The organism is Rhizobium sp. RM (genome assembly GCF_013390595.1).
Lineage (GTDB): Bacteria > Pseudomonadota > Alphaproteobacteria > Rhizobiales > Rhizobiaceae > Agrobacterium.
The window spans coordinates 279,916-300,902 of the sequence record NZ_JACAWV010000023.1; the positions used below are offsets into that span (position 1 = coordinate 279,916).

20 protein-coding genes are annotated in these 20,987 nt (G+C 57.1%); 17 read left to right on the forward strand and 3 right to left on the reverse strand.

Annotated features, from left to right (window positions below):
- The first annotated feature begins 10 nt into the window (after positions 1-10).
- The 5 genes from HWX89_RS23935 to aroQ all read left to right on the forward strand — a co-directional run bounded on the left by HWX89_RS23935 (position 11) and on the right by aroQ (position 3,724).
- Positions 11-661 carry an amino acid ABC transporter permease gene (locus tag HWX89_RS23935; protein ID WP_138792810.1) on the forward strand — a complete coding sequence of 217 codons (651 nt, stop codon included), beginning with the start codon at positions 11-13 and terminating at the stop codon, positions 659-661.
- A 70-nt stretch (positions 662-731) separates the two neighbouring features.
- Entirely contained in the window at positions 732-1,571 is an 840-nt protein-coding gene (locus HWX89_RS23940) for a transporter substrate-binding domain-containing protein (protein WP_138792811.1), read from the forward strand.
- 13 nt (positions 1,572-1,584) lie between these two features.
- Positions 1,585-2,346, forward strand: coding sequence for an amino acid ABC transporter ATP-binding protein (locus HWX89_RS23945; protein ID WP_138792812.1), 762 nt, complete (start codon positions 1,585-1,587; stop codon positions 2,344-2,346).
- 68 nt (positions 2,347-2,414) lie between these two features.
- Positions 2,415-3,284: a shikimate dehydrogenase gene (locus tag HWX89_RS23950; RefSeq protein WP_138792813.1), complete on the forward strand. Its 870-nt coding sequence runs from the start codon at positions 2,415-2,417 to the stop codon at positions 3,282-3,284.
- Positions 3,281-3,724, forward strand: a complete 444-nt coding sequence (gene aroQ, locus HWX89_RS23955) for a type II 3-dehydroquinate dehydratase (RefSeq protein ID WP_138792814.1) — start codon at positions 3,281-3,283, stop codon at positions 3,722-3,724. The genes HWX89_RS23950 and aroQ overlap by 4 nt, the downstream gene beginning before the upstream one ends.
- On the opposite strand, the gene HWX89_RS23960 is transcribed toward aroQ, so the two are convergent.
- Positions 3,696-4,382, reverse strand: a complete 687-nt coding sequence (locus HWX89_RS23960; protein ID WP_138792815.1) for a TetR/AcrR family transcriptional regulator — start codon at positions 4,380-4,382, stop codon at positions 3,696-3,698. The genes aroQ and HWX89_RS23960 overlap by 29 nt on opposite strands.
- Positions 4,383-4,463: 81 nt before the next feature.
- On the opposite strand from HWX89_RS23960, the gene HWX89_RS23965 reads away from it, so the two are divergent.
- The 12 genes from HWX89_RS23965 (at position 4,464) to HWX89_RS24020 (ending at position 18,994) form a co-directional block, all read left to right on the forward strand.
- On the forward strand, positions 4,464-6,401 hold the full coding sequence (locus tag HWX89_RS23965; protein ID WP_246705267.1) for a bifunctional sugar phosphate isomerase/epimerase/4-hydroxyphenylpyruvate dioxygenase family protein: 1,938 nt from the start codon (positions 4,464-4,466) through the stop codon (positions 6,399-6,401).
- Between the two features lie 159 nt (positions 6,402-6,560).
- Positions 6,561-7,733 carry an ABC transporter substrate-binding protein gene (locus tag HWX89_RS23970; RefSeq protein ID WP_138792816.1) on the forward strand — a complete coding sequence of 391 codons (1,173 nt, stop codon included), beginning with the start codon at positions 6,561-6,563 and terminating at the stop codon, positions 7,731-7,733.
- 83 nt (positions 7,734-7,816) lie between these two features.
- Positions 7,817-8,680, forward strand: a complete 864-nt coding sequence (locus HWX89_RS23975) for a branched-chain amino acid ABC transporter permease (protein WP_138792817.1) — start codon at positions 7,817-7,819, stop codon at positions 8,678-8,680.
- A 1-nt stretch (position 8,681) separates the two neighbouring features.
- Complete coding sequence (locus HWX89_RS23980) at positions 8,682-9,689, forward strand: branched-chain amino acid ABC transporter permease (RefSeq protein ID WP_138792818.1); 1,008 nt, start codon at positions 8,682-8,684, stop codon at positions 9,687-9,689.
- Positions 9,686-10,450: an ABC transporter ATP-binding protein gene (locus tag HWX89_RS23985; protein WP_138792819.1), complete on the forward strand. Its 765-nt coding sequence runs from the start codon at positions 9,686-9,688 to the stop codon at positions 10,448-10,450. Before HWX89_RS23980 ends, HWX89_RS23985 begins: the two co-directional genes overlap by 4 nt.
- On the forward strand, positions 10,431-11,147 hold the full coding sequence (locus HWX89_RS23990; protein ID WP_138792820.1) for an ABC transporter ATP-binding protein: 717 nt from the start codon (positions 10,431-10,433) through the stop codon (positions 11,145-11,147). Before HWX89_RS23985 ends, HWX89_RS23990 begins: the two co-directional genes overlap by 20 nt.
- Before the next feature lie 121 nt (positions 11,148-11,268).
- On the forward strand, positions 11,269-12,084 hold the full coding sequence (locus HWX89_RS23995) for a MurR/RpiR family transcriptional regulator (RefSeq protein ID WP_138792821.1): 816 nt from the start codon (positions 11,269-11,271) through the stop codon (positions 12,082-12,084).
- A 169-nt stretch (positions 12,085-12,253) separates the two neighbouring features.
- Positions 12,254-14,170 (forward strand): bifunctional 5-dehydro-2-deoxygluconokinase/5-dehydro-2-deoxyphosphogluconate aldolase, encoded by a 1,917-nt coding sequence (locus tag HWX89_RS24000; RefSeq protein WP_138792822.1) that lies wholly within the window; start codon positions 12,254-12,256, stop codon positions 14,168-14,170.
- Positions 14,167-15,987: a 3D-(3,5/4)-trihydroxycyclohexane-1,2-dione acylhydrolase (decyclizing) gene (gene iolD / locus HWX89_RS24005; protein WP_138792823.1), complete on the forward strand. Its 1,821-nt coding sequence runs from the start codon at positions 14,167-14,169 to the stop codon at positions 15,985-15,987. Before HWX89_RS24000 ends, iolD begins: the two co-directional genes overlap by 4 nt.
- Position 15,988: 1 nt before the next feature.
- Positions 15,989-16,897, forward strand: a complete 909-nt coding sequence (gene iolE, locus HWX89_RS24010; RefSeq protein WP_138792824.1) for a myo-inosose-2 dehydratase — start codon at positions 15,989-15,991, stop codon at positions 16,895-16,897.
- Between the two features lie 115 nt (positions 16,898-17,012).
- Positions 17,013-17,825 (forward strand): 5-deoxy-glucuronate isomerase, encoded by an 813-nt coding sequence (iolB, locus tag HWX89_RS24015; protein ID WP_138792825.1) that lies wholly within the window; start codon positions 17,013-17,015, stop codon positions 17,823-17,825.
- Between the two features lie 41 nt (positions 17,826-17,866).
- Positions 17,867-18,994 (forward strand): Gfo/Idh/MocA family protein, encoded by a 1,128-nt coding sequence (locus tag HWX89_RS24020; RefSeq protein WP_138792826.1) that lies wholly within the window; start codon positions 17,867-17,869, stop codon positions 18,992-18,994.
- A gap of 56 nt (positions 18,995-19,050) precedes the next feature.
- Here HWX89_RS24020 and HWX89_RS24025 read toward each other — a convergent pair whose 3' ends face one another.
- Positions 19,051-19,875: a TIM barrel protein gene (locus HWX89_RS24025; protein ID WP_138792827.1), complete on the reverse strand. Its 825-nt coding sequence runs from the start codon at positions 19,873-19,875 to the stop codon at positions 19,051-19,053.
- 56 nt (positions 19,876-19,931) lie between these two features.
- A complete protein-coding gene (locus HWX89_RS24030) occupies positions 19,932-20,963 on the reverse strand; it encodes an ABC transporter permease (protein WP_138792828.1) in 1,032 nt (343 codons plus the stop codon).
- Between the last annotated feature and the right edge of the window lie 24 nt (positions 20,964-20,987).

Sequence of the window (20,987 nt, forward strand, 5' to 3'; positions counted from 1 at the left end):
GGCGACGACAATGGCATCCATCGGCCCCAACGAACTGTTTTTCCTGCTACAAGGTCTGAAGTGGACACTTGCGCTGACAATCATCGGCTTTATAGGCGGTGGCGTCTTCGGGCTTTGCGTAGCGCTTGCCCGCACGGCTGAAAGTCCCCTCGCCCAGCGCGTCACGACCGGATACATCGCCGTCTTCCAGGGTACTCCCCTCCTGATGCAGCTCTTCGTCGTTTATTATGGCGTGGCGCTTGCTGGCCTCAATGTCGACGCCTGGATTGCAGTTGCCATTGCCTTCACCCTGCATGCCAGCGCGTTTCTTGGTGAAATCTGGCGTGGTGGCATTCAGGCAGTGCCGAAGGGGCAGACCGAGGCCGCTAAGGCACTTGGGCTGCACTACGGCTCCATCATGAAGGACATCGTTTTGCCGCAGGCTTTCAAAATCGCTCTGCCTGCCACGATCGGCTTCATGGTGCAGCTCATCAAGGGCACCTCGCTCGCAGCCATAGTCGGTTTCGTTGAGTTGTCACGCGCAGGCCAGATTGTCTCAAACCAGACATTCCGCCCGCTCACCGTCTTCGCGCTCGTCGGCGTGATCTATTTCCTGATCTGCTGGCCGCTTTCCCTTTGGGGCGCCGGCGTTGAAAGACGACTGCAGACCGCGTCTCGCTAACCACCGCTTTTATCCACGCATTTCCCTTCGGAAATGCACCATTCATCAGCTTTGTAAGGAGGAGCAAAAGATGAAAAACACCAGGACGACATTTTCACGCCGAACCCTGCTCGCGCTCGCCGCAGCAACGGTCGCCCTGCCATTCGTGGCACCGGTCGATGCGTTCGCGGGTACCGTTGAAGAAGCAAAAGCCAAGGGCAAGGTTGTCATCGGCATCCAGGGAGACAATTCGCCCTGGGGTTTCGTGAACTCAAGCGGCGTACAGGACGGACTTGACGCTGATATTGGCAAGGCTTTCGCGGAATATCTCGGGGTCAAGGTAGAGTTCGTGCCGCTTGCGGTCGCAAACCGCATCCCGGCGCTTCTGACTGGCAAGGTCGATGTGCTTTTTGCGACGATGGGCATGACGGCAGAACGCGCCAAGACGATCCAGTATTCGAAGCCTTACGCCGGCAACGTTCTCTCGGTTTATGGCCCAAAGGACAAGAAAATCGCCGGCTATGACGATCTTACCGGCGTTGCAGTTGGCGTTCCGAAGTCGAGCGCCATGGATACGTCCATCACGGCCGGAGCAGGAAGCAAAGCTAACATCCTGCGCTTCGACGATGACGCTGCCAACATCCAGGCGCTTATTTCCGGTCAGGTCGAAGTTGTCGGCGGCAATCAGTTCTATGGCGACCGCCTGAATGCGGCGGCCAAAGACAAATACGAACCGAAGTTCGATTTGACGACGCTCTACAACGGTGCGGGTACACGTCCCGGTGAGAAAGACTGGAACGAGACCATCAATACTTTCCTCGACAAGATCAAGTCGGACGGACAGCTCGCCAAGATCTACGACAAGTGGATGAAGCGCGAAGTTCCGAGTTTCCCGGATTCTCTGCCCGACATCCCCTTCACAGTGAAGTAATCAGGAGGCTCCCATGCCGCAATCCGCCGCAACACAGGTTCCGCTTATAGCCCTTGAAGGGGTTGGCAAGTGGTATGGAGCCTATCATGCACTCAAAGACGTCAACCTCACGGTCCGCAAAGGCGAAAAAATTGTCCTTTGCGGCCCGTCGGGATCGGGAAAGTCGACGCTGATCCGCTGCATCAACCATCTGGAGGAAATCCAGGAGGGAAAGATCACCGTCGAAGGCAACACCCTCTCGGATTCGAGCCGCGCCATCGACGCTGTCAGGCGCGAGGTTGGCATGGTGTTCCAGAACTTCAACCTTTTCCCGCACAAAACCATCATGGAGAACTGCACTCTCGCTCCGATGCGTGTGAAAGGCCTGCAGAAAAGCGAGGCAGAAGCAACCGCCCGCAAATACCTGGAACGGGTTCGAATTCTCGATCAGGCACACAAGTTCCCCGCCCAGCTATCGGGCGGCCAACAGCAGCGTGCAGCAATTGCCCGCGCGCTGTGCATGGAGCCGAAAGCGATGCTCTTTGACGAACCAACATCTGCGCTTGACCCGGAGATGGTCAAGGAAGTGCTCGACACCATGATCGGGCTTGCTCGGGACGGTATGACGATGATCTGCGTCACCCACGAAATGGGCTTTGCCCGGCAGGTTGCCGACCGCGTCGTTTTCATGGCGTCCGGTGAAATCATCGAAGAGGGCCCTCCGGACGAATTTTTCCGCGCTCCCAAGCATCAGCGCACCCGCACATTCCTGGGTGAAATTCTCGCCCACCATTGAGTTCGCGAACCGAACGGGAGGCGGATTAATCCCGCCTTCTCTCCCACGCCGACGAGCGACACCGGATCATGACAGACCCAACTTCCTTCAAAGTCGGCCTGATAGGCGCCGACATTCAGCTTTCCAAAACACCCGCACTCCACAGACGCGAAGGTGCAGCCCACGGGCTCGACTACGCCTACGAACTGATGGACATTCATGCCCTTGGTCTCTCTGAGAGTGCATTGCCAGACCTGCTCCGCGACGCGCAGGATCGGGGATTTGCGGGCGTCAATATCACACACCCTTTCAAGCAGGCCGTTATACCGCATCTCGATGACCTGTCTGACGACGCCCGCATGTTGGGGGCTGTAAACACGGTTGTTTTTCAAGACGGAAAAAGAACCGGCCACAACACCGACTGGTATGGCTTTTATGAAAGCTTCATACGTGGCCTGCCCGATGCAAAGCGGGACCGCGCCCTGTTGATCGGAGCAGGCGGCGCAGGTGTTGCCGTGGCACATGCCGCCCTGAAGCTCGACATTACCCACCTCGATATATTCGATTGCGACAATAGCCGAGCCGAGCGCCTTGCAGGCGAACTTAACGCTCGTTTTGGTGAAGGCCGCGCTTATGCCACACAAGATGCGGGGGTGTCATTGTCTTCTGCCGATGGTCTGATCCACGCAACGCCGATGGGCATGCCCGCTCATCCTGGCATGCCAATTTCTGCAAGCCTGATGGAGCCCCGTCACTGGGTTGCTGACATCGTCTATATGCCGCTTGTCACCGAACTCCTGGCAACAGCAGAAAAAAAAGGGTGTCGGACACTGCCGGGCGGCGGCATGGCGGTATTTCAGGCGGTTGGCGCCTTCCGGCTGTTTTGTGGTCGTGAACCTGATGCCTCCCGCATGAGCGCCCATTTCACCGAACTTTGCATGGCAGAGGGGGTCGCATGAGCCTTTTCACCGTTCTAAGTGGCCCGAACCTCAATCTTCTTGGACAACGCCAGCCGGAAATCTACGGTTATGAAACGCTCGCCGACATCGAAAAAGCGTGCCGAAAGATCGCGGATGCCGCGGGGCACGATCTCTTTTTTGCGCAGAGCAACCGGGAATATGAGTTAATCGACTGGATTCATGAGGCACGCGGAAAATCGGCTGGGATTGTCATTAACCCCGGCGCTTTTACACACACATCGGTCGCGATCCTTGACGCGTTGAATGCCTTCGAGGCACCGGTCATCGAGGTTCACATTTCCAATATTCACAAACGCGAGGTTTTCCGCCACCACTCCTATGTGTCGACCAGAGCCGAGGGGGTCGTCGCCGGCCTTGACATTGAAGGCTATGAAGTGGCTCTACGCCACCTCATCGGCCGCTCTTCCCGACAAGCGTGATATGGTCGGCGCTCAACACATAACGAAGAACCATCTCGGCCACGTGGCGCGACAGCGTATCCTGGCCGCCCGGCGTGAAAAGCTCGTCGCCAAAAATGTAAGAAAAGGTCGCGACGTTGGAGACATTGAAAAACGAAAGTGCACTGATCTGCCAGTGAAGTTCGAGTGCATCAATGCCTTCGCGGAAGACACCACTCTGTTGCCCCCTTGTCAGAACACTCTCAAGAGCTTCGATCGCGGGTCGATTGAGCTGCCGGATTTTTCCCGACATTTGCATGTGCCGGCCGTGATGAATGTTTTCGATCATGACCATCCGAATAAAAGCCGGATTGCGGCGGTGATGATCGAAGGTGAAACGACAGAGCTTGTCGAGCGCTGCGGCCGGCTCAAGATGATCCAGCTCCAGGTTGCTCTCGCCGCCACGAACCTTTGCATAGGCCTCTTCAAGAACGCGCTGGTAGAGGCCCTCCTTGTCGGCAAAGTAATAGTAGATCATGCGTTTCGACGTGCGGGTCCGAGCCGCTATTTCATCGATCCGCGCGCCCGACAGGCCGTTTTGCGAAAACTCTTCCATCGCAACGGCCAGAATATCGCGACGGACACCTTCCGGATCCCGTTTTGCCGGGCGGGTTTCCTTCGAGGTTGCCCTTGCTATCATAACTCATCCATCTGCGAAGCGGCCGCCATCGAAGCGCCCATTATTAACCAATTAGTACATAGTGTTGAAAGGGAACGCAACATGATCAGCTATGACACGGGCAAACAAAACATGCCATTGCGCACATCGATCGCGACCGTTTCCATCAGCGGGGAGTTCCCAGAAAAGCTTGCCGCAATCGCCAAAGCAGGGTTCTCAGGCGTCGAGATTTTCGAAAATGATTTCCTGACCTATGACGCATCGCCACGCGATGTGAAGCGGATGGCGAGTGATTTCGGATTGGACATCACGCTTTTCCAGCCATTTCGCGACTTCGAGGGGATGCCGGAGCCGCATCGCACCCGCGCGCTTGAGCGAGCGGAGCGGAAATTCGACATCATGGGCGAACTCGGCACCGACCTTATGTTGATCTGCTCGAACGTATCGCCAATTTCGCTTGGCGGAATTGACCGGGCTGCTGCCGACTTTCACGAGCTGGGCGAACGTGCTGCCAGGCACGGTGTCCGGGTTGGCTATGAGGCGCTGGCCTGGGGTCGCCACATCAACGATCATCGCGACGCCTGGGAGGTAGTTCGTCGCGCCGATCACGCCAATGTCGGCATTATCCTCGACAGTTTCCACACCCTGTCCCGCAAGATTGATCCGAATTCGATCCGCTCCATTCCCGGCGACAAGATCTTTATCGTGCAACTCGCCGATGCGCCGTTGATTGACATGGATCTCCTTTACTGGAGCCGTCACTTCCGCAACATGCCGGGCGAAGGCGATCTCCCCGTGGTCGATTTCATGCGCGCTGTCGCCGCCACAGGTTATGCAGGCCCGCTGTCGCTTGAAATCTTCAATGACCAGTTTCGCGGTGGATCGGCCCGCCTGCTTGCCGAAGATGGTCATCGCTCGCTCGTCTACCTCATGGACCAGGTGCAACGGCTGGAACCCGACATCCGCATCAAGGCACCAGATATGCCGGAGCGGATCATCACGCAGGGCGTGGAATTTGTCGAATTCACCACAGGAACCCAGGAAAAGGAAAATCTCGAAACGCTGCTTGCTGCGCTTGGTTTCAGCCGATCGGCTAGACATCGTAACCGCGATGTCGATCTTTACACACAAGGCGACATCCGCATCGTGATCAACACTGACAATGCAGGCGACAGCTTTGCCGGTGCATCCTACTCTGTACATGGCACCAATGCCTACGCCTTCGGCCTCAAGGTGGACGACGCCGAGGCGGCATTGAAACGCGCAGCCGGTCTCGGCGCACCGACCTTTGCAGAACCCCGTCAGCCAGGTGAAGTTCCTATTCCGGCCATCCAGGGAGTCGGCAACGGTGTCATCTATTTCCTCGACGCTTCGCCGAAATTATCGTCGATTTGGGAGCAGGAATTCACTCCCTTCAAGACCGGCGTCGTTCAATCGGGTGCTGGACTTTCCCGTATCGATCATCTCGCGCAAACGACGCATTACGATGAAATGCTCACATGGCTTCTTTTCTACACCTCGATTTTCTCGACCCGCCGGACGCCGATGGTCGACGTCGTCGACCCCGGCGGCCTTGTCCGCAGCCAGGCGATAGAGAGCGCACCGGATCCACGTTTTCGCCTGACCATGAATGGCGCAGACAGCCGCAAGACCTTCGCAGGAAAATTCCTGGCTGAAGGTTTCGGTACGAGCATCCAGCACATCGCATTTGCAACAAGCGACATATTTGCGACCGCAGATAGACTGCACGCGCTCGGTTTTCAGGCTCTGCCGATCTCTCGCAATTACTACGATGATCTGGAGGCGAGGTTTGGTCTTGAACCAGCATTCTCAGACGCGTTGCGCGCGGCCAGCATCCTCTACGATCGTGACGACAGTGGAGAGTATTTCCAGATTTACAGCCGTACGTTTGGCGAGGGTTTCTTTTTTGAAATCGTCGAGCGTCGCGGCAATTATGCAGGCTACGGCGCCATGAACGCTCCATTCCGAATTGCCGCACAGCGACGACTTGATCGCCCGGAGGGAATGCCGAAACAATAAGCGAAACCGGGACCCACGACAAAAGCCACAAAAGTTGAGAAATGATAACTCCACGGTTATCATTGATCATTTCTTTTTCATTTTACTTTCCACGCTGCAAACAGCAACTTCGTGCAATCGATCAGTGCGGAGGAACCGCTGGTCACGTGGGAGGAAATCATGAAGTTATTGCTCACCGCTGCTTTTGCAGCCATTTGTCTCGGCTCTGTGGCCCATGCTGACACCCTCAAGGTTGGTGTCGTCGGCCCGTTCTCCGGTCCCTTTGCTCTTCAGGGTAAAAACTTCAAGGCAGGGATCGATGCATGGTTTGCCCTGAACTCTAACAAGGTCGGCAACGATACGATCGAGGTTATCTATCGCGACGTGCCACAGGCCGACCCGGCCCAGTCGAAGGCGCTGGCTCAGGAACTGGTGGTCAAGGAAGGCGTGCAGTATCTCGCTGGCTTCTACTTCACCCCGGATGCCATGGCGGTGACGCCGCTGTTGAAGCAGGGCAACGTGCCGATGGTGGTCATGAACGCTGCAACGTCAGCCATCGTTACCAAAAGCCCTTATGTGGTGCGCACATCCTTTACCACCTGGCAAACCTCGACCCCGATCGCCAAGGTCGCCTTTGATGGTGGCGTCAAGAAAGTCATTTCGCTCGTGAGCGATTACGGCCCGGGCGTTGACGCGGAAAATGCCTTCAAGGCCGCATTCACGGCGGCAGGAGGTGAAGTCGTTGAAAGCATCCGCATGCCACTCTCCACCAACGATTTCAGCCCGATCATGCAACGTGTCAAGGATTCGGGTGCGCAAGGCGTTTTCGCCTTCCTGCCATCGGGTCCAACAACCCTCGGTTTCGTCAAGGCATTCAATGACAACGGCCTGAAATCCAGTGGCATCAAGCTGTTTGCCCCGGGCGATCTGACACAAGAATCCGACCTGCCGGCACTCGGTGAAGCGGCGCTCGGCATGCAGACCACGTTTCACTACGCCGTCTCGCACGACTCGGCCGAAAACAAGGCATTTGTCGAGGCCGCGTCCAAAGCCATCGGCAATCCCAAGGAACTTTCCTTCCCGGCGGTCGGCGCTTTTGATGGCATGTATGTCATCAGCAAGATGATCGAGGCGACCGGCGGCAAGCAGGACGCTGAAAAAGCTGTCGACGCCGTAAAAGGTCTGTCGTGGACAAGCCCGCGCGGCCCCGTGACGATTGATGGCGAAAGCCGTCACATCACGCAGAACATCTACCTGCGCGAAGTCGCCAAGGCTGACGATGGCACTTACTACAACAAGGAAGTCCAGACCTTTGAAAAGCAGGGTGATCCTGGCTTGGCAGCAGCGAAGTAACAATACGCCGCAGCAAGACTTGAACCGCCCTTCGGGGCGGTTCGCATAGATAAGGCCGAAATCGGCCGGAGGAGCTTTTCCACATGCAGACGGTTTTCAGCATCCTCGTCGATGCGCTCGCCTATGGCATGGTCCTTTTCATCATTTCCATCGGACTTTCGGTAACGATGGGATTGATGCGGGTCGTCAACCTGGCGCACGGCGCCTTTGCCATGATCGGCGGCTATCTAGCATCATACGCAGCACATGGCCTCGGTCTCGGATATGCGGCTGCCATTCTGATTGCGATCGTTGGAACCATCATCATTGCGATACCTCTCGAGCGCTTTCTCTACAGACGCATTTACGGGTCGCCGGAACTGACGCAGGTCCTGATGACGATCGGCATCACCTTCTGCATTATCGGGATCGCCAACTATGTCTTCGGCCCAACCCTGAAAACCATCCCGCTCCCGCAGCAGCTTTCGGGCGCAGCCGATCTCGGTTTCCGGACGATTGCCACACATCGCATCTTTGCAATCATCTGTGGCCTCCTGGTTGCAGGTGCGCTTTGGTTCACATTTGAGCGCACCGCCTTTGGTATCAAGTTGCGTGCTGCCGTCGACAACGCCGCCATGGCTGCTGCTCTCGGGGTCAGGACCGAAGTGATCTACGCCATCAGCTTTGCGATCGCCGTTGGCCTGGCGGCCATGGGAGGTGTTATTGGCGCTGAATTGCTTCCTGTCGAGCCATACTACGCGCTACGTTACATGGTGACGTTCCTTGTGGTCGTTTCAGTGGGTGGTGCAGGTTCTATCCCCGGCGCGCTGGTCGCTTGTCTGTTGCTCGGCGCTATCGACACCACCGGCCGCTACCTGGCCCCCGAATATGGAGAATTCTTTTTCTACCTCGCGGTCATCGTAATCATCACGATTTTCCCGCGCGGCCTGATGGGAAGGCTCAAGTGAAATGGCGGTTCTCATGAATGATGTAACAGCACCTGAAAAGACCGCGGCAAACCGATCCACCCTGCGTGCGCTGGCCGGCCCGGTTCTCATCATCGCAGCCGCGATCGCCGGGTACTTTTTGTTTCCGGACAACCTGGCACTTCTGACTCGGATCATCGCAATTGCGCTCCTCGTCCTGTCCATCGACCTTGTCACGGGTTATTGCGGGGTCGCGACGCTCGGGCATGCGGCATTGTTCGGCGCTGGCGCATACGCGGCAGGCATTGCCGCGGCCCATTTTGAAATCACGGACCCGTTTGCCATGACGCTCATCGGAGCTGCGGCAGGTGGCGTCGCTGGCCTCCTCTCGGGCACAATCCTACTGAGGGCCCACGGCCTGCCGCAACTTGTCCTATCGATCGCCGTCATCCACCTGTTCCACGAAGCGGCGAACAAGGCATCCGGGTGGACGGGCGGCAGCGACGGTCTCTCCGGTGTCTCGCCAGACGCAATTTTCGGCACCTTCGAATTCGACCTCTACGGCCGCACCGCCTATGTCTATGGCGTCTGTCTCTTGTTGGTGGTTTTCCTTGCCCTGAAGGTGGTGGTGAATTCGCCCTTCGGCATGCTTTGCCGCGGCATCAAGCAGGATAGCATTCGTATCAAGGCAATGGGTGGCTCGGTCAACACAACTGTCCTCAAGATGTTTGTCATCTCGGGTATTGTTGCCGGCATTGGCGGTGCGCTCAACGCAATCTCCACTCAGGTAGTAGGACTGGACAGCCTGAGCTTCACGCTCTCGGCAGAGGCCCTGGTAATGCTCGTTCTTGGAGGTGCAGGATCGCTTTACGGGGCGCTGATCGGAACCGTTACCTTCATGTGGTTTGAGGATGTTGTCTCGGCCGCAAACCCGTTCCACTGGCTGACCATTGTCGGGCTTTTGCTGATTGCTGTCGTCCTCTTTGCTCCAAGGGGATTGTACGGAGCTGGTGAACAAATTCTCGGACGTCTGAAAGGAGGCCGCAAATGAAGCCAATCTTCGAAGTCTCCGGACTGCAAAAAAACTTCGGCGGTCTTCTGGTCACCAACGATGTATCGCTCACGCTGTCCCCCGGTGACCGCACGGTCCTGATCGGCCCGAACGGGGCGGGCAAGACAACGTTCGTCAACCTGGTGACCGGAAATATCCAACCATCAGCCGGAACCGTCCGCATTGCAGGTGAAGATGTGACGGGCCTCAGCGCTGCCCAGCGGGTAAAACGCGGCCTTGTGCGCTCATTCCAGGTTACTCGGCTTTTCCAGGACATGACGCCTGAAGAACATGTTGCACTGGCAATCCTGCAGCGTGAAGGAAAGACGGGCCGGATTTTTGGGCGCTACCGTGCCATGCCTTCTGTCATGCAGGAAGTCCGCGATATTTTAGGGACGCTCGGTCTTCTTCCACTGGCCGGAACACGTGTGCGCGAAATCGCCTACGGCCAGCAACGCCTGATCGAGATTGCACTCGCCATGGCTCTCAAACCCAAAATCCTCCTTCTCGACGAACCGGCAGCGGGGGTACCTTCAACAGAGACATCCCGCATCGAGCAGGCGCTCGACCGACTGCCGTCCGACCTCGCAATATTGATGATTGAGCACGACATGGATCTCGTGTTCCGCTTTGCCAAGCGCGTTGTGGTTTTGGCCGCTGGTGCCGTCATTTTTGACGGCTCGCCTGAAGAGGTCACCTCCAACGCCGAAGTTCGCCAAGCCTATCTGGGAAGTTACGCCGATGCCCGCAGCGCCGCTTGAAATCTCCAACCTGTCCGCAGGCTACGGTCCGACCCGTGTGATAGAGAGCCTGTCTCTGTCCGTTCCGTCAGGCTCTCGCCTTGCCGTTCTTGGACGCAATGGCGTTGGCAAGACGAGCCTGTTTGCGACGCTCGCCGGCCAGACAAAACGGTTCTCCGGCGACATCCGCCTTGGCTCACAGGACATAACTGGCCTGCCGAGTGCCGCGCGTGCGCATGCGGGCCTTGGTTATGTCCCCCAAACCCGTGATGTCTTCCCGACCCTGACGGTCGAGGAAAACCTCTTTGTTGGTCTCAAGGGTCGACCCAAATCCGCAATTGAAGAGGCCTACAGCCTTTTTCCGCGATTGAAAGAACGCCGGCGCAATCTCGGCTCGCAGTTGTCGGGCGGTGAGCAGCAGATGCTGTCAACCGCGCGCACCATCCTCGGAAAGCCGAAGGTTCTGCTTCTGGACGAGCCGCTGGAAGGTTTGGCGCCGGTTATCTGCGAAGAGCTTATGGCAGCGTTTTCGAAACTGGCACAATCAGGTGAAATGACCATTCTTCTGGTTGAACAGCGCATCCAGATGGCCATCGATTTTGCTGACCACGCCATCATCATGGAACGTGGGCGTATCGCCTGGCAGGGCTCTTCGAGCGAGCTTTCTGATAATCCTGATATCATCGACACGTATCTCGGCGTTGGAGGTCTTCACTAGAGGCTCCAGACCACCCGAAAGCTCAAGCCGACGATGCGAACGACATCCCGTCGAAAAACGACGTAGAATAAAAATTCCATTCCGCTAAAGTGAATTTTCATCACGAGGAATAGGAAGAAAAATGACCGTCAATGAGGCTCCGGGTTCGGTAAAGGCATTCGAGGAAAGGCTGCACGAGGTTGCCGACAGCCTGCCCAAGCGTTTGCGGCAATGCGCCGATTACGTTGCTTCCAACCAGGACCGAATTGCCGTCTCCACGGTTGCAGAAATGGCTGAGGGTGCGGGTGTGCAGCCTTCAGCCTTCATGCGCTTCTGTCAGATCATGGGCTTTTCCGGGTTTTCGGAAATGCAGCGTCTTTTTCGAGAATCCTATGTGGGCGGTTGGCCCGATTACGCCACGCGTCTCGATCATCTGCGCGAGAAAGGCGACGAGAGCGCATCCGGCCTGCTTGCAGAGTTTGTGGAGGCTGGCAGAGCATCGCTGGAATCACTCCTGAAGTCCGTGGATACCCGCCAACTCGATGACGCTGTTTCCACTCTGGCAAAAGCGAGAACCGTTCATATTGTTGGGCTACGGCGCTCGTTCCCCGTTGCGAGCTACCTTGCCTACGCCTTCGAAAAAATGAAGGTTCCAGCGGTTCTGCACAGTGCCGTCGGCGGCCTCGGCAACATCAGCGCAATTTCTCCTGACGACGCGCTGATCGCGATTACATTTTCTCCCTACTCCTCGGAAACGTTGGAGCTCGCCGATGCTGTGCGAGCAAAAGGCGTTCCAGTCGTTGCCCTGTCTGATTCGGCGGTTAACCCGCTTCGCAAGGGGGGAGCTATGCTGTTGACGGTGACAGAGATCGACTTCGGTGCTTTCCGTTCACTTTCTGCCACGCTTTGCGTTGCGATAACGCTTGCGGTTGCCGTGGGAGCGCGCAAGACCGGCTGAATATTTTTATTGAAAACACAGAAAATAGAATTTATGCTCCAAATTAATGAAACGGCATTCTAAGCCAGCCGTTTTGTCAAAGCGCCAGATCCTGGCGGAAAAGACAGGTGAGCAGAGGAGGCTCATCTGAGAACGGCGGCCTAGTTCTCAGCCGCCAAGGAGGAGCCTTTTGAAAAAACTCGATCTCATTACGATTGGGCGTTCTTCTGTCGACCTTTACGGCGCACAGGTGGGCGGACGTCTGGAGGACATGGCCTCCTTCAACAAATATATCGGTGGTTCGCCGACCAATATTGCAGCCGGCGCCGCACGGCTTGGCCTCAACAGTGCCGTCATCACGCGTGTTGGCGATGAGCACATGGGCCGATTTATCCGCGAACAGCTCGTCCGTGAAGGCGTCGATGTCCGTGGTGTCAAGACTGACGCTGAAAGGCTGACCGCCCTCGTTCTCCTGGGTATCCGCGACCAAAACCAGTTCCCTTTGATTTTCTATCGCGAAAACTGTGCTGACATGGCGCTTTGCGAAGACGACATTGACCCGGCATTTATTGCAGAAGCTGCCTGTGTATGTGCGACAGGAACCCATTTGTCGCATCCCAAAACCGAAGCAGCCGTCCTCAAGGCTCTCACGCTCGCCCGCGAAAATGGCGCCAAGACCGCACTCGACATCGACTACCGACCCAATCTCTGGGGTGTTGCAGGTCACGGCGATGGTGAAAGCCGTTTTGTCGAGTCAGAGAAGGTAACCGCCAAACTCCAATCAACCCTGCACCTCTTCGACCTGATCGTCGGAACGGAAGAAGAATTCCATATCGCCGGCGGCTCGACCGATACATTGGCGGCTCTGAGAGCTGTTCGCGCGGTCTCCAAGGCAACCCTGGTCTGCAAGCGCGGACCGATGGGAGCTGTGGTCTTTACCGGTGCGATACCAGACAATCTCGATCACGGTGAATCCGGTGAAGGTTTTCCGATTGAAGTGTTCAACGTCCTTGGTGCAGGCGATGGCTTCATGGCCGGGCTTTTCCGGGGATGGCTCAGAGGCGAGGATTGGCCGACAACGCTGAAATTTGCCAATGCCTGCGGCGCATTTGCGGTCTCCCGCCACGGCTGCACCCCAGCCTATCCGAGTTGGGAAGAGCTGCAATATTTCTTCCGCACCGGCATTCGAAACAAGGCGCTGCGCAAGGATGAAGCTTTGGAGCAGGTGCACTGGTCGACCAACCGCAAGGGCGACTGGAACACGATGCGTGTCTTTGCTTTCGATCATCGCATGCAGTTGGAGGCGATGGCAGACGAACTCGGTGTGGACCATAGCCGCATCGGTGACTTCAAGAAACTCTGCCTGGCAGCAACTCGCCAGGTTGCGGGAAACGAAGACGGGTACGGCATTCTCTGCGACGGCCGGCTTGGACGGGACGCTCTCTATGAGGCAAGCGGATCTGGCCTATGGATTGGCAGACCTGTTGAATGGCCAGGATCGCGCCCTCTGACACTGGAACCGGCACTGGGGGCGGACTACGGCGGCCTAGCGGAATGGCCGGTGGAAAATGTCGTCAAGGTACTGTGCTTCTATCATCCCGACGACACAGACGAAATGCGCAGCGAGCAGGAGCAGACCGTCACTCGCCTGTTCCAAGCCGCCCGTCGCAACCGGCTGGAAATGCTGCTGGAGATCATTCCATCGAAGGTCAATCCGACCGATGACACGACAGCGGCCCGCATCATCGATCGCTTCTACGAAATCGGGGTCTACCCGGACTGGTGGAAACTGGAGCCGATGAAAACCGAGGCGGCCTGGAAAAATGCCTGCGATGCGGTCCGACGCAACGATCCTTATGTCCGAGGTATTGTTGTTCTCGGTCTGGATGCCCCACAGAGCGAACTGGAGGAAAGTTTCCGTCTCGCGGCCGGCTTTGATCTGGTCAAGGGATTTGCGGTGGGACGTACGATCTTTGCGGAGGCTGCCCGTGCGTGGCTCGGCGGCAAAATGACAGATGCCGAGGCAATCAAGGACATGGCACAACGCTACAGCAGCCTGTGTCGCATTTGGGATGAGGCGCGCGCCAAAAAGGGAGAGGCAGCGTGAAAACAGTAAGATTGACGGCTGCGCAGGCGATGGTTCGTTACCTTGCCGCGCAGATGAATGAACACGGAGAAACCTACATTGCCGGTGTCTGGGCCATATTCGGCCACGGCAATGTCGCTGGTATCGGCGAAGCGCTATACGGCATTAAAGATGAATTGCCGACCTATCGCGGCCAGAACGAACAGTCGATGGCGCATGCGGCAATCGCCTATTCCAAGCAACTGCGCCGCCGGCGCGCCATGGCGGTAACATCGTCGATTGGCCCCGGCGCAACCAACATGGTCACGGCAGCCGCACTGGCCCATGTGAACCGTCTGCCGGTTCTGTTGATCCCCGGTGACGTCTTTGCCAATCGCGGACCCGATCCGGTGCTGCAGCAGATCGAAGATTTTGGCGATGGCACGATGACGGTCAATGACTGCTTCCGCCCGGTGAGCCGATACTTTGATCGCATCGTGCGCCCCGAACAATTGCTGACCGCCCTTCCCCGCGCCATGCGAACGATGACGGACCCAGCAGATTGCGGTCCGGTCACCCTTGCGTTCTGCCAGGATGTCCAGGCGGAAGCCTACGATTATCCCGAAAGCTTCTTTGAAAAACGCGTCTGGCGCCAACGCCGGCCCGAACCCGATGCGACAGAATTCGACAATGCGCTCGCTGCGTTGAAGGCTGCCAAGAACCCCGTCATCGTTGCCGGTGGCGGCGTTCATTTTTCCGGCGCGACAGGCGCCCTGAAGGCATTTGCGGAAAAACATTCCATCCCGGTCGTGGAAACACAGGCGGGCAAGTCCGCGCTCGCTTGGGATCATGACCTGAACTTCGGCCCTGTCGGTGTGACAGGTGCGGAATGTGCCAATATCGTCAGCGAAAAGGCCGATCTGGTGTTTGGCGTGGGCACCCGCTTCCAGGATTTCACGACGGGGTCTTGGGCACTCTTCAAAAACCCGAACCGAAAGATCCTGGCGCTCAACGTCCAGCCCTATGATAGCGCCAAACACGGTGCGATCGGCCTGACGGCTGACGCAAAGATTGGACTTGAAAAGCTGTCAGAAGCCCTTGGAGATCATCGTTTTGCCTCTCCCGACGCCAAGCTCAAGGCATCGTGGTTCCAGAAGGCCGACAGCTTTACGAACCCTCCAGGTGATGCAAACAGCCTGCCAACCGACATGCAGGTGATCGGCGCGGTGCAGCGAGCCTCTCGTGATAACACAGTCGTCATGTGCGCGGCCGGAACCATGCCGGGCGAACTCCACCAGCTGTGGAAATCAAAGCTGCCACTGTCCTATCACATGGAGTACGGCTTTTCGTGCATGGGATATGAGGTCGCTGGTGGCCTCGGCATCAAGATGGCGGAGCCGGATCGCGACGTCATCGTCATGGTTGGTGACGGCTCCTACATGATGATGAACTCTGAGCTTGCGACCGCTGTCGCGATGGGCATGAAGATCACGCTCGTTATCACCGACAACCGGGGCTACGGCTGCATCAACCGGCTGCAGATGGGCACCGGTGGTGCAGAGTTCAACAACCTTTACGCCCATACCAACGTCAACCCGATTGCCATCGATTTCGCCGCGCATGCCGGCGCCATGGGCGCGGATGCCAAGAAGGTTTCGACCATCGCAGAGCTGGAAACGGCACTGGACGCCGCCCGCGCTTCGGCGCGCACGACGGTCATCGTCATCGACACCGATCCTTACCCAACACCTGAAGCTGGCGGCTATTGGTGGGATGTGGCCGTTCCGGAAGTATCCAAGCGCCAGGAAGTCAGTGACGCACGCACTCGTTATGAATCCGCATTGAAGGAAAGACAGTAAGATGATCCGTTACGGAACGAACCCGATCGCCTGGTCCAATGATGACGACCGCACGCTCGGCGCGCACATCAGCCTTGATCAATGCCTGAACGAGACAGCGAAGATCGGCTTCGACGGTATCGAGAAAGGCCACAAGTTCCCCCAGGACCCGGAGGGACTGAACGCAGTGCTTTCTCCAAGGGGCCTGTCCTATGTCTCCGGCTGGCATTCACTCAATCTTCTGACGGATGATATCGAGACCGAGAAGAAGGCTATGCAGCCTGCGCTCGATTTGCTCAAAGCCATGGGTTCGAAAGTCATCATTGTGTGCGAGACCTCCAACGCCATCCACGGTAACGATGAAACGCCGCTCGTTGACCGTCCACGGCTGAAGGAAAGCGACTGGGCTTCATTCGGCGCGGGCGTAGAGGCGCTTGCCGCCCATGCATCTGAGCAGGGCATCACACTCGTCTATCACCACCATATGGGAACCGTCGTCGAGAGCGAGGAAGAGATCGATCTCTTGATGAAACACACCGGCCCGAAGACGCGTCTGCTGCTCGACACCGGCCACTGCCTGTTTGGTGGCGGGGATCCGGTTCGTGTTGCGAAGAAATACATGAACCGCGTCGGCCACATCCATGCCAAGAACGTGCGGCCCGCTATCGCTGAACAGGTTCGCAGCGAACGCCTCTCGTTCCTTGAAGGTGTCCGGCGTGGCGTGTTTACCGTTCCAGGCGACAGCGAAGGCGGTGTCGATTTCCCGCCAGTGCTTAGAGTCGCGGCCGAGCATGGTTACAGCGGCTGGCTGGTGATCGAAGCGGAACAGGATCCGGATGTCCGCAATCCCTTCGAATATCAGAGCCTTGGCCTGAAATCCTTGAAGTCATTTGCTAAGGAAGCAGGGCTGGACAAAGCGGCTGCCGCCTGAAGCAGCAAGGACAGCGGAAAGATTGTCCGAGCTCTTTCCGCTCTCCACATCCCTCCGATAGACGAAGGCCGTTATATGCCCTTCGACGTATGCTCAAAATATAGGGAGAAACACCATGACCTCACTTCTGCGCAAGCCGGTGGCGAAGACCGGCAAGGTGCATGACATCACGCCCCAAAGCGCGGAATGGGGTTATGTCGGCTTCGGCCTCTATCATTTGGGTCCGGGCGAAACAGCAGCGGAAAAGACCGGAAATACGGAAGTCATTCTTGTTCTCGTCGAAGGAAAGGCAAAAATCTCAGCGGGTGGCAAGGATTTCGGCGAACTCGGTGACCGGATGAACGTCTTTGAACGCAAGCCACCCCATTGCGTCTATGTCCCTGCCGGGTCCGAATGGTCACTTGAAGCGACCACGAACTGCACGGTCGGCGTATGCACTGCTCCGGCTGATGCTGGTACCCGTGAAGCACAGCAGATCGGTCCGGCTGGCGTGGCGTTGACCGAACGTGGCAAAGGCGCAAACACACGTTATATTTTCCCGATCGCCATGGAAGAGCGAGATGTCGCTGATAGCCTGCTTGTGACAGAAGTCTTCACGCCGTCTGGAAACTGGTCGTCTTACCCCCCTCATCGTCACGACGAGGATAACTTCCCCGATATGACCTATCTGGAAGAAACCTATTATCACCGGCTGAACCCGTCACAGGGTTTCGGTTTCCAACGCGTCTTCACTGAAGATGGATCGCTGGACGAAACCATGGCCGTTGCGGATGGCGATGTCGTACTCGTTCCCAAGGGGCATCACCCTTGCGGCGCGCCTTATGGTTACGAGATGTATTACCTGAATGTCATGGCAGGCCCGATGCGCAAATGGCGCTTCAAGAACCATCCTGACCATGACTGGATTTTCAAGCGCGACAACCCCTGATCGCGTCGGACAAGCATTCACGATTTCTGGAGGAGGAAACGATGGCCGCTTTGGGTGTGGGCCTCATCGGCACCGGCTATATGGGCAAATGCCACGCACTTGCCTGGAACAATGTCGCCAGCGTTTTTGGAGACGTCGAACGACCGAGGCTCGTTACCCTCGCCGAGATAAATCCGGAACTGGCTCGTCAAAAAGCACAGGAATTCGGGTTTTCCCGATCGACGGCAAACTGGCGCGATCTTTTGTCCGATCCCGATATCGATGCGATCTCGGTGACCACGCCGAATGCGTTTCACCCGGAAATGGCAATTGCCGCCCTTGAGGCTGGCAAACACGTCTGGTGCGAAAAACCAATGGCACCGGCGTTTCAAGACGCGGTCAAGATGCGCGATGCAGCACGAACCTCGGGCAAGACGGCAGCCATGGGCTACAACTACATCCAGAACCCGGTGGTGAGGCACATGCGCCGCCTGATCGATGAAGGGGCAATCGGCACGGTCTACCACGTACGTGCGGAGATGGATGAGGATTTCATGGCCGATGCCACCGCACCGTTCTATTGGAAGAGCGAGGCATCATCCGGTTACGGCGCATTGGACGATTTTGCAGTTCATCCGCTTTCACTGCTCTACGCCCTATTCGGCCACGTCGAAAGCGCGATCGCAGACATGGTGAAACCCTACGCGACGCGGCCACTCGCAAGCGGTGGCACGCGGGCTGTCGAAACCCACGATCTTGCCAGTGTGCTGCTGAAACTGGAGGGCGATATTTCCGCCGTCCTGATGGCCAACCGCTCCGCTTGGGGACGAAAGGGGCGCATTGCCATCCAGATTTTTGGGTCAACCGGCTCCATTCTCTACGATCAGGAGCGGATGAACGAATTCCAACTTTATACCACCGACGGCCGACCGGAAGAGCAAGGTTTCAGAACCGTGCTGACGGCACCGCATCACAAGCCCTATGACCGGTTTATCCCGGCGCCCGGCCATGGCCTCGGCTTCAACGACCTCAAGGTTATCGAATGCCGTGAACTGCTGGCGGCAATCGGGGGACAGAACGCACACATCATTGATTTCGAGAACGGCCTTCGCATCGAACGGAGCATCCACGCGATGGCACGTTCGTTCGCAGAGCAGCGTTGGGTGACCGTGAACGAGGTCCACGAATAGTATCGGCGAGGCGCCCCTGCGACTGGCATCGCGCCAGTCGCAGAGACCTTTAAACACTAGCGTGCTCCGTCAGATGCACCGGTGATATGTGATAGGGACGCCATCAGTGCTGCGCGCGGATCATCAAGCGAATGAACCGTTGCAGCAAAGGGCTCGAAGGAAAAGAAGCCTCTGTAGCCGTGGGAGACAAGGGTCTTGAGCTGCTCGATATTGCCAAGCCTGTCGTTTTCATCGACCAGCACGCGGTGCGCATCCAGCATGTCGGCGACCGGCACTTTTGCGTCTGTAACTCCAGAGATATGCACCAGGCCTGTTCTGTCGGCAAAGAACTCCGGTTCACCGGCGAGGTGATGATGGAACGTATCATGGACGAGGCGGAAAGTGCTGTCTGCGCCAATATCCGCAATCGCTTCGACAGCTTCACGCTTCGAACGCAGTGAGCAAATGGCAAAACCGAGCGGCTCGACCAGGCCGACAATTCCCGCATCAGCCAGAATCGGCAACAGTTCCTTGAGCGCACGGCGCAAGTTCGCCTGACGCGCACCGTCTCCACAACCGGACCCGTCATTGACCGGTACGAGGACAAGTCCTGCTGCACCGCAATCCCGCGCATAAGATACAAGCTCACGGGCTTCCTTATCCCGTTCAGAAGACCACTCATTGAACCGTTGAAGCGCGTTGATCGACAGGATCGAGATTTCGGCCGAAGCTGCGATATCCCGTATTCTTTTCGCTGGCGTTCCATCAATGATGGCATTGCCTGCGAGATCGTTGCGGATTTCGACAGCTTTAATACCGAGCTGTCTGGCGAGATCGAAGAACGCTTCGGCAGATTTCTGTGGCGCGACCATGTGGTTCAGCGCAAAGCGGAGAGATGTCATGAGCTTTTCCAAAAAAATCGGCAGGATCGCTCCTGCCCCAGGTCTGGGAGGAAAGACTAGCGTTTTGCGCGCTTCTTCTGACGGTAAACGTCGGCGACAACCGCTGCGACAATGATGAGGCCTTTGACGATCTCCTGATAATAGGCATCGACACGCAGGAACGTGAAACCCGAGGTCATGACGCCAAGAATGATCGTTCCAATCACCGTGCCGGTGATACGGCCGGCGCCTCCTGCAAGCGATGTGCCGCCAATAACGGCCGCCGCAATCGCATCAAGCTCATACATCACGCCCATTCCGGCTTGAGCGGTTTGCGCGCGGGCCGCCGTAACGACGCCGGCAAGCCCTGCCAGCATGCCTGCAATGGCATAGACCTTTATGAGATGCGCTTCGATATTGATACCGGAAACACGCGCCGCCTGCTGGTTGGCACCGATCGCGTAGGTGAACTTGCCGTAGCGGGTATAACGAAGCGCGATGTGGAAGATCACGGCAACGGTCAGGAATACGACAACTGGCCAGATACCGGAACCGATGAAGTTAAACCCATCAGTCAGGCCCGAAATAGGCTGTCCTTTCGTGTACCACTTCGAAATACCGCGCGCCGTCACCATCATGCCGAGCGTTGCGATGAATGGCGGAATTTTCGTTCTGGCAATGAGCTGTCCGTTGATGAAACCCGCCAGCATGCCAGCGAGAATGCCAACAGCGAGAGGAATGACAAATGGCAGGTCGGTCAGTCCGGGATAAAGCGCCCGCGGCCAGGTCGACGATTGACCGACGCTTGCTGACAGCATTGCTGTCATGCCCACGACCGAACCCGAGGAGAGATCAATGCCCCCCGTGATAATGACCTGCGTTACTCCGACAGCGATGATGCCGATAACAGAGACCTGCAGGATCATGATCGTCAGTCGCTGCTGGTTCATCAAAAAGCTCTGACCGATCAAAATCCAGCCAAGTATCTCATACACGAGAGCTATGCCGATCAGAACGAAGAAAATATTGGCTTCCGGTGGCATGCGACGATGCGGCTTACGCCCCGATTTGACGTCTTGCTCGCTCTTTGCCGCGATGTTGGTATTCATCAGTTATCCTCCCAAAAATCTCGC

Excerpts from the sequence above, each read along its gene's own strand:
- HWX89_RS23995 (WP_138792821.1), top strand. The coding sequence starts at position 11,269 with ATGACCGTCAATGAGGCTCCGGGTTCGGTAAAGGCATTCGAGGAAAGG.
- HWX89_RS24025 (WP_138792827.1), bottom strand. The coding sequence starts at position 19,875 with ATGACATCTCTCCGCTTTGCGCTGAACCACATGGTCGCGCCACAGAAA.
- HWX89_RS24030 (WP_138792828.1), bottom strand. The coding sequence starts at position 20,963 with ATGAATACCAACATCGCGGCAAAGAGCGAGCAAGACGTCAAATCGGGG.
- HWX89_RS23940 (WP_138792811.1), top strand. The coding sequence starts at position 732 with ATGAAAAACACCAGGACGACATTTTCACGCCGAACCCTGCTCGCGCTC.
- HWX89_RS23965 (WP_246705267.1), top strand. The coding sequence starts at position 4,464 with ATGATCAGCTATGACACGGGCAAACAAAACATGCCATTGCGCACATCG.
- HWX89_RS23980 (WP_138792818.1), top strand. The coding sequence starts at position 8,682 with ATGGCGGTTCTCATGAATGATGTAACAGCACCTGAAAAGACCGCGGCA.
- HWX89_RS23985 (WP_138792819.1), top strand. The coding sequence starts at position 9,686 with ATGAAGCCAATCTTCGAAGTCTCCGGACTGCAAAAAAACTTCGGCGGT.
- HWX89_RS23970 (WP_138792816.1), top strand. The coding sequence starts at position 6,561 with ATGAAGTTATTGCTCACCGCTGCTTTTGCAGCCATTTGTCTCGGCTCT.
- HWX89_RS23990 (WP_138792820.1), top strand. The coding sequence starts at position 10,431 with ATGCCCGCAGCGCCGCTTGAAATCTCCAACCTGTCCGCAGGCTACGGT.
- aroQ (WP_138792814.1), top strand. The coding sequence starts at position 3,281 with ATGAGCCTTTTCACCGTTCTAAGTGGCCCGAACCTCAATCTTCTTGGA.
- iolE (WP_138792824.1), top strand. The coding sequence starts at position 15,989 with ATGATCCGTTACGGAACGAACCCGATCGCCTGGTCCAATGATGACGAC.
- HWX89_RS23950 (WP_138792813.1), top strand. The coding sequence starts at position 2,415 with ATGACAGACCCAACTTCCTTCAAAGTCGGCCTGATAGGCGCCGACATT.
- HWX89_RS23975 (WP_138792817.1), top strand. The coding sequence starts at position 7,817 with ATGCAGACGGTTTTCAGCATCCTCGTCGATGCGCTCGCCTATGGCATG.
- HWX89_RS23945 (WP_138792812.1), top strand. The coding sequence starts at position 1,585 with ATGCCGCAATCCGCCGCAACACAGGTTCCGCTTATAGCCCTTGAAGGG.
- HWX89_RS24020 (WP_138792826.1), top strand. The coding sequence starts at position 17,867 with ATGGCCGCTTTGGGTGTGGGCCTCATCGGCACCGGCTATATGGGCAAA.
- HWX89_RS23960 (WP_138792815.1), bottom strand. The coding sequence starts at position 4,382 with ATGATAGCAAGGGCAACCTCGAAGGAAACCCGCCCGGCAAAACGGGAT.
- iolB (WP_138792825.1), top strand. The coding sequence starts at position 17,013 with ATGACCTCACTTCTGCGCAAGCCGGTGGCGAAGACCGGCAAGGTGCAT.
- HWX89_RS23935 (WP_138792810.1), top strand. The coding sequence starts at position 11 with ATGGCATCCATCGGCCCCAACGAACTGTTTTTCCTGCTACAAGGTCTG.